The organism is Candidatus Poriferisodalis sp., assembly GCF_965208485.1.
Lineage (GTDB): Bacteria > Actinomycetota > Acidimicrobiia > Acidimicrobiales > Poriferisodalaceae > Poriferisodalis.
The window spans coordinates 1,671,150-1,683,983 of sequence record NZ_OZ242344.1; the positions used below are offsets into that span (position 1 = coordinate 1,671,150).

Genomic DNA, 12,834 nt, shown 5'->3' on the forward strand with positions numbered 1-12,834 from the left:
GCCTCCTACAGCAGGCGCTCTATCTCTCGAACCGACCGTGCGCCGTCGCACTCGTGGAGTCGCAGACCAGTCTGCCCGGCCCAGGCACCCGTGCGGCCGAGTACGACATAGAGACCTGACTGCGAGCTTCCGTCCAGCCACGAGCCGGGCACGACGTCGCTGTCGGATAGCAGCAGCGTCGGCACGCCCACTTCAAACAGTGGATCAAAATCGTCGTCGGTGCTGAGGGCCACAGGCCAGTTCGCCCGCGGGGCCCGCAAGCAGGTGTCAGCCAATTCGTCGGCGCGGCGGGCCGGAACGACCGCCAGCCCGATGCCTCCAGCACTGAGCAGACCGCCCACAATCCGCTTCAGCCTGCGCCGCGATGCAATCTCCGCCGGCTCGGCGCACACGATCACGCGTGGGCCGAAGCGGCCAGTCGATGCCAGACCTCTCAGACTCGAAGCCGGACACTCGACGCGGACCGCTGCCGCCGTGGGCGACGGCACCGCCGTCGGTCGACGCTCGAGGCGGCGACAGAACTGGCACCTGCCACATTTCCATTGGCAGGTGGTCGCCAGTTCTCTCGGCGCTTCGATGGTGTAGTTCTCGGCGACCAATTCGCCCACGCAGTGCTTGCCCGAGAGCGCCCTTGCCAATCGGTCCCATCCATCGCGCCCTACCGACAGACGCTCCTGCCGAAACGCTTCTGCCTCGTCATTCCAGAACTCGTCAGTCTGATGTCCGCCACGCAGCAGTCGAACCGATAGCCATCCGCGGTCGTTGTCGGCTTCGTCGTCGCGGCCGGTGGCATCGCTGGCACCAAATTCCCAGGACAACGCGCCGGTTCGCACCATCATGCTCACGGCTGCGAGGTTCCACGATTCGTTGTAGTCACTGTGACGTTTCACGTTGCCTGCCACAGCAGTGGTCGGCAGGCGCAGCGTGTTGTCGTCTCCCCAGTCCGCCGCAGCCGCCATCGCGTCCCATCTCAGGCGCGCATTCTCGACCGTCAGGACGTTCGGCGAAGCCATGCGGGCACCCACGTCGCGATCAGCCCCTGTGGGCAGCACCAGCGACACCACCGGGCGCCCGTCGCGCCCGCCGCGCCCCACTTCTTGGTAGTAGCGGTCCAGCGTTTCCGGCATGCACGCATGCACCACGGTGCGGATGTCGGGAATGTCGATGCCCAAGCCGAATGCCGAGGTGGCGAACACCACATCGACGGACGCTGGTGCATTCGGGTTATCGCGCAGCGCGTGCAATGCGCGCTCGCGTTGCGACGACGACGACGCTCCGTCCACGACGGCCAGTCGCCGAAAGCCGTGCTGGCGGCTCAACTGCTCAAGACCGCGCGGCGTCAGCGTGCCCGGACGCGCGGCACGATCGTCCCGCAGGGTGGTGTAGACGATTGCGGGACGCGGGAGGTGCCGCAGCGCCTCCAGCAAGCGGTTGTCTCGCACCCCAGCCGCGGCTGTCGGTGCCACCCAGTAGACCGGCTCGGACCGCACCACGGGCGCGGCTACCTGTAGAAACGGGCCAGGCCGCCCGAACAGCGATTCCAGCAAGTGCAGCGTCGACTCGGTGATCGTTGCGCTTGCCAGCACGGTGCGCGGCGGCGGATGGCCCTGACCTCGAGCCTCTTTCAAGAGTCGGTCTCGCAGGCCTGCGAGCAGTTGGAAATGCGGGCGGAAGTCGTCCCCCCACGAGGCCACGATGTGCGCTTCGTCCACGGCCAGCAGCGCAAGCCGACCGCCTCCTGCCAAGGCGATAAGCGCATCGGCGAGCGATGTCACCAGTGCCTCGGGATTCGTGAACAGGATCGGCTGCTGACCGTTGCGTAGCCGTTCCCGGATGGCTCGCTTGTGTTCAGGGGACAGTCCGCCGTGATACGCCGTAGGCGGGGCAGCAGGGTGCTGCTGCGCGTAGCGACGCTCTTGGTCGAGTGCGAGCGCCACCGTCGGCACCACGACCGCTGAGGTCTGGCCGTGCTCCGCAGCATGGACCGCAGGAGCCAACAATGCCAAGGTCTTGCCACCCCCCGTGGGAAGGTTCACGACCAAGGTGCTGCCGGGAGGCGTAACCAGGGCACTGCGCACAGCGGCCCGCTGCCCGGGAGATCGGTACTCCACGAACTCGGTGTCGAGCGTCTGCAGGAACGGATCGCCACGAACCGACGCGTCGGGTCGGACCGGTGCCGCGTTGGAGACTTCATGGTCGACAGGGTGCTGGGATGCTCCTTCCAGCCATACCGGCGACCACGGTTCGGCCCAGATGCGAGTGGCTGCACCACGCTGCGATGGTGACGCGCTCAGTCCGAAGGCCGACCAGTCAAACTCTCGCCCGAACATCGCTCCGTGAGGAACGTCCAGCCATGCACGCGTGATCGGTGAACCGTTGAGTGCTTCTGGCGAATCGTCAAGTTGCACCGCTCGGCTCACGTCGTCGCAACGCAGGACCTGACGGAGAAGAACGGCCACGTCTCCAGCACCTGCCCGGCCGGACTCCACATCGGCAAGCGCGCTCGTCAGTCGGTCAACGGGCGCAATGCCGTGCTGAGCTGACCACCCGTCGAGCACTTCCTGTGCCGCAGTGACGCTATGCATTGGCAGTTCGTATCCTCGCTGGATCGCCGCAGAGAATCGCGCCACAACCCAATACCTCCCAGGCGACGTCCAGCTGTCCGGGTACCGCTGCGGCGAGACGCTCAAAGCCGATCTGCTGGCTGATATCACCGCGATTTCCTGCATTGTTCCTTGCGCGCAGCGTCTCTAGCCGGCCTTCAATCGCCTCCGACAAGGCGCCAGCAGCCTCCATGGATGCCTCGTCGAAGCACTGGCGTCGCGCCAGCACAGTTCTCGCATGGCCGAGCGCCCGCGAACACAGCGCTCGCCAGTCGAGATGTGCTGTCAGATCCGCAAACTGATCGGTGCCCGCCATTAGATTGCGATCGCCTCGTCGCTGGCTGAACGGACGTGTCCCCTCTGCAGCTGTCACCTCCGTGCCGTCGCGCCGCACTGTCACGCTCTCCACGACGGGCGGCATCGCATTCTCAATGGCTGCTGTCAGCCAGTCCGCCAATCCGTTCTGAGTCGCTACGCCGTGCAGTCGGGCATTCTCGCCGACCCGAACGAGGAAATCAGTCCTGAACAGTGGCTCGGGCGGCCACACCCCTGCCACGGGTCGCCAGAATGCGAAGGCAATGCCGCGATCGGTGGCCTGCAGATGTTCCGCGACGGCATCGAAGAGACCGTGCCCGGCCCGCACGATTGGGCGGCGATGCCGCACAGCGGCCGTCCGCGTCAACGCCAGTTCTTCGTCGAGCCACGGTGCCACCTTCTGCTCCAGACTGAAAGGCACCTGCAGCCGTGGCTTGCGGGCGATCCGCATCGTGCCCTCATGGGGCTCGGTCAGTCGGGCTCCGACACCTTCCAGCCACGTCTTCAGCGCAGATGCCAAGGTGCGATCCGTATCCGCATATCGGACGCGCTTGTTCAGATCGTCATGCTGGCTCCCGACAGAATCGAGCGAGTCGTGCGCAACGATGCGCCGCGCCTCCTCCGCCAACTCTTCCTTCTGTCCTGGCAGATCGGCAGTCAGCGCACCGGCACCATCGCGCAGTACTCGCCGCAGCATTGCCGCTTCGATGTCCGCCAGCGCGTACTGCAGCGATGAAACCGAAGCGTCAAAGACTCCGCATGCCTCACGCAAGTACGCAAGCCAATTGCGGGCCAGAGGCTGCTCGCCATACATGACTACGGCCGACTCCACTGGCAGGTCATTGTCAGTAACGAATCGATCTGCTCGACCGATGCGCTGTTCTACCCGAAAGGCCTCCCATGGCAGGTCTAGATGGACGATGACGCTCGCAGTCTGCAGATTGATTCCTTCCTCGGCGCTGGCGTCACACACCAGCACGCGGCACTCCGGCTGCGACTTCCACCGCTCCACAGCGTCGAATTGCTCGGAACGGGAATGGTGATCAAGATGGGTTGCGACGCGGTGCTCTCCACGCCGGCGAACGAGAGCGTCGGCAACGGTTTCGGCTACCGCCGAGAATGCGGAAATCACCACTACCTTGCCGCGATCTTTGGTGATCGCCATGTGGTCCAACGCCATTACCAAGCGATCGGTCACTGAAGATGCGTATGCTCGGAGTTCTCGCCGCCAATGATCGGCGCGAGAGGAGAGCCACGCAGCGACCAGCAAGTCTGATGGATCTCCCGTACCCGTCCAAGTCGATTCAGTGAGCGACAACAGCGCCGTCGGGTGTGAACCACACATTGCAGCCATGCGAGCGAACGCAGCGGCAGCCTGAGCTTCGTCAAGTACACCGGTCTCAAGCTGTTCCGCCAGATGCATCCGAAATGCGTCAGCCAGATTGCGGCGCAACCGGTCGGTCTCGTCCGCCACCTCCACGACGAAGGACTCTGCACACCAACGTCCGCGTACATCAAAGTGAGCACCGATTCTGCGTGAGCGCCGCGTGCGCAGCAGGCGGTGGTGCAGGCGGTAAGTCCGCGATAGATGGTGGCGCAATCTTCTCACTGCAGCGGGGCGCTCGTCGTCTGAACACCGGACGGCGTGTTTCGCACGAGACTGCAGCGCGTCATCGTGCGGAAACGTTTGCACCAATTGGTCGGCATACAGCGAGACGTCAAACCTGTCTAGGTCATCGGTCAATGCCTCATGAATCAGGGCCACTTGGTCTCGGATGCGCACACGATCGACGAACGATTCGACATCGTCGCGCGGGTAATTCTCGGGGTCCAGCAGATTCAGCAAGTCAAGGAACGCGACTTCGTTGGATCTCACCGGCGTCGCGGACAAGAGCAACACAGACGCTGCGTAATGGGCCAACTCTCCGAGTCGGCGTAACGTGTCCGTCGAGCGGCGGGCAAGACGGGTTAGGCGATGTGCCTCGTCAACGACAAGCATGTCAACACTACCGTGCGGCCAAGCGTCCCATTCATCATGAGAACAAATGACCACGGTGTCACCCAAAGCCTCGCCGAGATGGAATTTATGACGCAGTTCGTGTGCCCATTGTTCGCCCAAGTGCTCAGGTACAAGTACCAACACAGCCCGCGAAGAGTTCCCATTGATGCTGCGCGCTATCAATGCCCCCGCTTCAATTGTCTTGCCAAGGCCGACTTCATCCGCGAGCAGATAGCGACGCAACGAGTCCGCGACGACCGTACGCACAACCGTCATTTGATGATCGTGCAGTTCAGCAGAGGCCAAGAACAGACTCTCGATCCCGCGCGCCGCTGAGGCTTGACGATGCCACTGCTCGATCAAATCCTTCCGCGACCTATAGATGACCGGATTGTCACCGCCAAGAACCGCTAGGCACTCGAACGGGTCTTCAACTGGCTGTTGCCAACGGATTTCAAAGTCGCTCGCCGAGAGTAGTGCACCCTCTTGCTTCGGAAAGCTAATAGCATATCGTCCCACTTCGTCGGAATGGTGACTAACAATTCGTCCAATTTTCCAGTGGCTTCCGTTGAGAACATAGGCACGTGTATGCGGCATCAGCGTGGCCGGGGCGATGTCAGTTATGGCAAACGACTCGGTAACATATGGACTCTGCGCAGGTCCCTTGAAGAACTGCACTCGCGCAGATGCAGAGTCAAATGAGACTAGTCTTCCGATCCCATATGGAGAACCGGTATCAACCAGCGAACCAGCGCTCAACTGCTCAATCGCGCTAATCATAGGAGCCCTGAGCCTCGCTTCGTCTTCTCGACATTAACTGCCATTTGATTCTCAGTTCAGGTCAGATCGCCTATCGCCAGCTGTCCTTGATTGCTGAACATGCCCTCACACTGAGTGAGCAAGTAGCGGCTCAACAGTTGTATGTCCCGCGAGGTGTTCTGAATGTCGTTCCAATTGCGCTCGACATCTGAGGCGAAGTGCCAGGTTCCGTGTGTCCATCGACAACAGTTGCGCAGAACTTCGAGCCCATCCAGAAACAACTCTTTGCTCGGTTCCTCACCCAGTTCAATATCTGGCTCAGCTAAGGCATCCATTACATAGCCCATACTTACAATTCCGGCGCCGTGCATCAGACGAGATTTGCGTGGCGACAAGCCCCATGCCTCGGAGAAGACTTCGCGCACTGCCGACCAATAATTTCGCAACAACTCCAACATGCGCTCAACATCGCCGCCTGCGCTCTCCGAGTAGCGATAGTGGTAGAGGCAGCCATCGGTCAGGCTATTCTCCAGCATCCGCAGAATTGAGTTGTCTTTAACTAGACCGCTCGGCGTAGTGGGAGTGCGAATCATCCCGAGAAAAGGTGAATCTTCGTCTAGATTGAGTCGTTCGAGCAGCAGGCAAGGAAATTTCTTGCGCGACAGCAATGGCGGTAGTGAACCTGACGTTGACGGCAGCAACTCATAGATGAGGCCCTTGGGGAGCGGTTTGGTGGAGTTGACAAGAATAAACTGGGCCCGCTGCTGCCCTTCGTCGTCTGTCACGAATGCAGTCACACAAACTGGAAATGCGTCAACATTGGCCTCGCGCATCGCTGCCCAGCGTTGCTGACCATCCACGATCCATCCGGGCTTGTCTTCGTCTGGCAGTGAGTCATCGACGGGGACAACAAGATGGCCTGCCCGCGCAGTGGAGTTCTTGGCCGAGGATTCCTGATCTGGTTCGAACCGTACTCGATGATCAAACGCCACAACTATCGCATTCGGGATCATTGGCTCCTCAGATTCGATATAGCTGCGGATCGCATTCACATGCGCCAAGATCTCCGGCCGTTGGTAGCCGTCGAGTACACCGTCTTCGCGCCGGACGCGAGAGACCGTGGTGAAACGGGGCAGTTGTTTGCCATCGATCGCGAACATGTACAGGCAGCTCTGTGGACCCTGCTCCACTTCCAGCGCGGGCAAGCGCAGAACCTCACCGTCGACAGGCACCTTCATAGAATTCGTCAATCTAGCCGCTCCCAGGGATGTGTCAACTCACGCCTCATGCGCTGCTCAAATACATGGAGATTGTGGAATCCTCGTCGTCTATTGCGTTCGGCGCCTCGAAAAAGCACCACTTCGACGCCGATGTCGCGACACACGTCACAGTCACACTGTTCCCAAGGCATTGATTCCAACGTGTCTGTATACTGCTGCGTCCGATCCTTCTTGTCACCTAACAATGCGGAATATTCTGCGACTGCCTCAATGGCCGACGACAATGAACCATGACCCGCCGCATAGCCACGAATCTCTGCCAAACAGTTACGTTCAAGTCGCCTCGCGTAGCGCTGGTCAATCTTGCCAGCGTCTATTAGTTTCCGTAGGCGCGTGTTTCCGTCGACTTGTGGAATCCGAATGGCGACATGGGAACCATCTAGCGTATAGTAGTTATCTCGCTCGTCCATAAAAGCCTGCACAAACGGCGAAGTGCTATCAAAACTTGTTACACCGCATCTCGCGAATTGTCGCATATGGTTGGGTCGCGTTACACCAAGTAGATGCAGGTGAGTGTTGCTACAGGTTACTTCTTTCACTGCGCACAGGACCGAGATGATAGCTGGCGTTTTCAATGGCACCATGCCACCCATCGCTATGCGCCGATATCCGATGCTCTGAAGTTGCCTTACCGACGCTGCATATGACAGCGGACTCCATCCATGTGCCACTCCAATTGGCTCAAAACTGCACTGATTCTTTCGATGCTGTCGTAGAAACTCAGCAGCTAGCGAGAGCGTCAACTGCTGTCGGCGCGTCCATTCTGCAGGCACATCCGGTGGTGACGCATCCAACTCCGGGTCGTAACCGAACACAACATGATCAATTGAAACACCGGCATCGAACCCACAGCGCTGGTAAAAGTCAATGACCTCGTTCACGGAGTAGGGGGGTTGATCTTCGCGGACATAGGTGAATGCGCCACAATCTCCCATGATCTCGAGTTGGCCGCCTTGCTGCTCAAGCCTGAAGAAGCGATTGACTCCTTCCCGATAGAGACGATGCCGCTGCGCCTCGGTGTACTTGCCTGACACACCAGGCAAGCCATCGACGATTGGCTTGGAGACCAGCAGGCCGTCGTATGGCGCGGGCCGTAGTACCTCATGGGCGTACCGGTCGTCTCGCTGCCGGACGCGAAAGGGCGAGCGTTCCTCGGAGTGGAAATCAAAGCTGGGATCCACCTGGTCCTGGCTGTCGGGAAAGTAGAACTTCACTTCGCTTACCGGAGCGAAGCCTGTACTTCGTCGAACAGTCGCCCGAACCGGTTCTGCTCGCATGCCCGCCCGCCTTGCCGGAGTTTGCGCAACGCCGCAGACTTGGCGATGCGCTCCCCACTCTGCAACTCGCCAGCGATCCAGTTTGCGATCTGCTCGTCGGAGGACTTATTGCGCCGTATAGCAGTCGGTCGCTCGACAGAGGCTGCCAGTCGATCAACCATCGCTTGCATTCCACGGGCGTCCGCAGGTGACGAGTCGCCTTCGACCAATGCATAGCGAGCGATTCGGACGAAAAGAGAGTTCAGCGCGCCACCGACCGTTAGGCGAACTCGTGACTGCACGCGCACCCATGAGCGCCCGAGGCGGCCGTCGGGGCATTCGCCCGATCCGAAAATGATCAAGCGCTCAGGTGCGGCTAGGTGATTTGCGGCGCGCGCCAGATCGTCGGCCATAGCGTCCACATAGGCCCGACCTGCGCAGATCAGAAACAGATCGGCTGGGTGTTTGGCAGCTACTGACGCGATTTCTCGATGGCTGCTCGTCTGCGAACTGGGGCCGCGCCAGTCGCACAGTGCGCCCCACCACGTCCGAGTCACGCGAGAGGCGCAGTCCGGATCGGTACGGCGAACCACGGAATCAGCGTGACCACCGGCCAGAGTCGCCCCGTAGGGCGCAATGTCATCATCAGCTCGCAGTAGGCCGAAGCCTGCCGACAGAGCCCACAAGTGACTGTCGATCTCCAAAGTGCTTCGCAGATCGCGCGCCACATACCAAGAGTTTCCCGTGTACAGATCCAGCGGAGCGACTGCGCAACGAGCCGATTCCAGTCGATTCGTCCATTCGGTGGCGCGCCGAACCACCGGACCATCAAGGTCGCGCAACTGCAAGCCAGGCGCTGGCCGATATCGCTTCCGGCTGGTACACGCAACGAAAGTGTGGACGCCAGCCGCACTCATTGGCTGACACCCAGGCTGCCCAATAGGACTAGGCGCCATCCCGGACACGCTTGCGCAATCGCATTCCTCGAGGCCCGCACGGCACAACCGTACTGACCCAGCGGAACGGCGCGCAGGCTGCGCATGCCCCAGTCGCTCTCGCTCTCAACACGGGCGAATCTAAGGTGATCACCAACGGCGGCGTCGGCGTACGCAGGCCCGGAGTCTTGCGGGGATGCCTCCTGCCGGCGGCGTCATCGAACCGGAGATCGTCATGAAGAAACTGCTCGTAGCGAACCGGGGCGAGATCGCCATCCGTGCTTTTCGCGCTGCGACCCAGCTTGGTATCCGGACGGTTGCGATCCTTCCCGTCGAGGAGGAGCGCAGCGGTGCCCTGCACCGGATCAAGGCCGACGAGGCATACGTCATTGGCACCGAGGGCCGGCCGGTCCGGGCCTACCTCGACCACGAGGCCATCGTGGCCAAGGCGGTCGAGGTCGGCGCCGACGCCATCTACCCCGGCTACGGGTTCCTGTCGGAGAGTCCCGATCTCGCCGACGCATGCGCAGCTGCAGGTGTCACGTTCGTCGGACCGAGCGGGGAAGTGCTGAGGCTCACCGGCAACAAGATCCGGGCGCGGCAGGCAGCCGACGAGGCAGGTCTGCCCGTGCTGCGCCAGTCGGCGCCCATCGACCCCGACAGCGACATCGATGTCGCCGCCACTGCTACGGGGATCGGGTACCCGCTGTTCGTCAAGGCCGCATCGGGTGGCGGCGGTCGGGGCATGCGCCGTGTGGAGCGTCCGAGCGACCTGTCCGAGGCGATCGACGCCGCACGGCGAGAGGCGCACAGTGCGTTCGGCGACGGCACCGTCTTCCTGGAAGAAGCCATGACCGACGTGCGCCACATCGAGGCCCAGGTGCTGGCCGACGCGGGCGGCAGCGTCGTGCATCTCTACGAACGCGACTGCTCGGTGCAGCGGCGGTTCCAGAAAGTGGTCGAGATGGCTCCCGCCAGGGATCTCGACCCTGCGGTGCGAGGGCAACTGCTCGCAGACGCCGTCCGGTTCGCTGAGGCCATCGGCTATGCGAACGCGGGCACTGTGGAGTTCCTGGTGGACGCCAGCGGTCGGCATGTCTTCATCGAGATGAACCCTCGCATCCAGGTGGAGCACACCGTGACCGAGGAGGTGACCGATGTGGACTTGGTGGAATCGCAGTTGCGCATCGCTTCGGGCGCCACGCTCGACGATCTCGGATTGAGCCAGGGCAACATCAGCCTGCGGGGCTTTGCACTGCAGTGCCGGGTCACCGCGGAGAACCCGGCCAACGACTTCCGTCCTGATACCGGCCGCATCGTGGCGTACCGACCCGCCAGCGGCGCGGGCGTGCGTCTGGACGGCTGCGTGTACCAGGGGGTGGAGATCACGCCGCACTTCGACTCGATGATCGAGAAGATCACCTGCCGCGGGCCGAGCTTCGACACAGTGGTCCGCCGGATGCAGCGCACGCTGGCCGAGTACCGGGTGCGGGGCGTGTCGACCAACCAGCCGTACCTGCAGGCGATCCTGGCCGACGCTGAATTCCGAGCCGGACCGGTCACGACCACCTTCATCGACGATCGTCCCGAGCTGACCGCTGCGTCGGTGGGTGCCGACCGAGCCACTCGCCTGCTGCGCTATCTGGCCGACGTAACCGTCCACCAGCCCAACGGATCGGCCCCGACCCGTGTCGATCCTGCGACCAAGCTGGCACCCACGCCGCGCACGCCGCCGGACGGGTCGAAGCAGCGACTCGACGAGCTCGGACCGCCCGGCTTCGCCGCCGAACTGCGAGCGGCAACCACTGTGGCCATCACCGACACCACGCTGCGCGATGCCCACCAGTCCATCCTGGCCACCCGGCTGCGCACCATCGACCTGGTGGCCGGCGCCCGCCAGATGGCCCACAACATGCCGCAGCTGCTCAGCATGGAGTGCTGGGGCGGCGCCACCTTCGACGTGGCGCTGCGGTTCCTGCACGAGGACCCGTGGGAACGACTGCGGCGCATACGTGCCGCGGCACCCAACATCTGCACCCAGATGCTCCTGCGGGGGCGCAACACGGTGGGCTACTCGCCCTATCCCGACACGGTCGCCCATGAGTTCGTGGCCGAGGCAGCCGAGTGCGGGATGGACATATTCCGGGTGTTCGATGCGTTCAACTCCATCGACCAGATGCGGCCCGCCATCGAAGCGGTCATCGAGACCGGCGCCGTGGCCGAGGGCACCATTTGCTACTCGGGCAACCTGTCCAGCCCCGATGAGGACCTCTACACCCTCGACTACTACCTCGGGGTCGCCGAGCAGCTCGACGCCGCGGGAGTGCACATCCTGTGCATCAAGGACATGGCCGGGCTGCTGCGACCGCCGGCCGCGACGACTCTGGTCAGTGCGCTGCGGGATCGATTCGCCCAGCCTGTGCACCTGCACACGCACGACACCGGCGGCGGGCAGCTCGCGACCTATCTCGCAGCGATCGACGCCGGGGTGGATGCCATCGACGGCGCCGCTCCGCCGCTGTCGGGCATGACCTCGCAGCCGTCGATTGCCTCGATCGTGGCCATGACCGACGACACCGAGCGGGCAACCGGCCTCAGCCTCGACGCGATCGGCGACATGGAGCCCTACTGGGAATCGGTGCGGCGGGTGTATGCGCCATTCGAAGCCGGCCTGGCTTCGCCGACGGGCACCATCTACCGCCACGAGATTCCCGGAGGGCAGCTGTCCAACCTGCGGACCCAGGCCACCGCGCTGGGTCTCGGGCACCGGTTCGAGGAAGTCGAACAGCTCTATGCCGCGTGCAACGAGCTGCTGGGCCGCCCGATCAAGGTCACGCCGTCATCCAAGGTCGTGGGCGACCTGGCCCTGCACCTGGTGGCCTCCGGCGTCACACCTGACGATCTGGCGGCCGATCCCGCCTCGGCCGACCTGCCCGACAGCGTCATCGGGTTCTTGTGCGGCGAGCTCGGCACCCCGCCCGGCGGATTCCCGGAGCCGTTCCGAGCCCAGGCAGTCGAGGGCCGCGACTGGACGCCCAAGGCCTCCGAGCTCACTGACGACGACGCGGAGGGCTTGGCGACCGATCGCGCCGCCACGCTGAACCGCTTGCTCTTCCCCACCCAATCAGCCGCCCAGGACGAGAACACGCATCGCTACGGCGACCTGTCGGTGCTGCCCTCGCTGCTGTTCTGGTACGGCCTGGACCCTCACGACGAAGACACCGCAGTGGTGCTCGGCCCGGGCGTGCGACTGCTGCTGGGCCTGCGGTCCATCGGCGAGCCCAACGACGAGGGCATCCGCCTCGTGAGCTTCCGGGTCAACGGCCAGCCCCGAGATATCGACACCCTCGACCGCACCGTGGCGATCGACCGGGCAGAACACGCCAGGGCAGACCCCAGCGCTCGGGGCCACGTGGCGGCACCGTTCCGGGGCACAGTGAACGTGTCGGTGTCCGAGGGCGATCAGGTGGCTGCAGGCGACACGATTGCGGTCATCGAGGCCATGAAGATGGAGTCGTCGATCTCGACGCCGGTCACCGGCACAGTCATTTCAGTTGCCGCGGCACCCGGCGCCCTGCTCGAGCCGGGCGACCTCATCGCGGAGATCCGCCCCGCCGGCCGCTCCGGGAGCCCCGAGAGCGAGCGCGACGGTTGACCGGGCGAAGCGCCTCTTTCCGCGCACCACTG

6 protein-coding genes are annotated in these 12,834 nt (G+C 63.0%); 1 reads left to right on the plus strand and 5 read right to left on the minus strand.

The annotated features are described in order from the left end of the window. Positions 1–5: 5 nt before the first annotated feature. Genes dpdF through ACOGXQ_RS07750 form a run of 5 tightly spaced genes read right to left on the minus strand, consistent with a single transcriptional unit; the run spans position 6 to position 8,394 of the window. Positions 6–2,585 carry a protein DpdF gene (gene dpdF / locus ACOGXQ_RS07730; protein WP_419946827.1) on the minus strand — a complete coding sequence of 860 codons (2,580 nt, stop codon included), beginning with the start codon at positions 2,583–2,585 and terminating at the stop codon, positions 6–8. Beyond that, positions 2,578–5,697: a protein DpdE gene (gene dpdE / locus ACOGXQ_RS07735; protein ID WP_419946828.1), complete on the minus strand. Its 3,120-nt coding sequence runs from the start codon at positions 5,695–5,697 to the stop codon at positions 2,578–2,580. The genes dpdF and dpdE overlap by 8 nt, the downstream gene beginning before the upstream one ends. Positions 5,698–5,753: 56 nt before the next feature. Further along, a complete protein-coding gene (gene dbpB, locus ACOGXQ_RS07740) occupies positions 5,754–6,914 on the minus strand; it encodes a DGQHR domain-containing protein DpdB (protein WP_419946829.1) in 1,161 nt (386 codons plus the stop codon). 8 nt (positions 6,915–6,922) lie between these two features. After that, positions 6,923–8,170 (minus strand): tRNA-guanine transglycosylase DpdA, encoded by a 1,248-nt coding sequence (dpdA, locus tag ACOGXQ_RS07745; RefSeq protein ID WP_419946830.1) that lies wholly within the window; start codon positions 8,168–8,170, stop codon positions 6,923–6,925. Between the two features lie 5 nt (positions 8,171–8,175). Beyond that, positions 8,176–8,394 carry a hypothetical protein gene (locus tag ACOGXQ_RS07750; RefSeq protein ID WP_419946831.1) on the minus strand — a complete coding sequence of 73 codons (219 nt, stop codon included), beginning with the start codon at positions 8,392–8,394 and terminating at the stop codon, positions 8,176–8,178. A gap of 949 nt (positions 8,395–9,343) precedes the next feature. Here ACOGXQ_RS07750 and ACOGXQ_RS07755 point away from each other — a divergent pair. Then, a complete protein-coding gene (locus ACOGXQ_RS07755; protein ID WP_419946832.1) occupies positions 9,344–12,802 on the plus strand; it encodes a pyruvate carboxylase in 3,459 nt (1,152 codons plus the stop codon). Positions 12,803–12,834 lie beyond the last annotated feature (32 nt).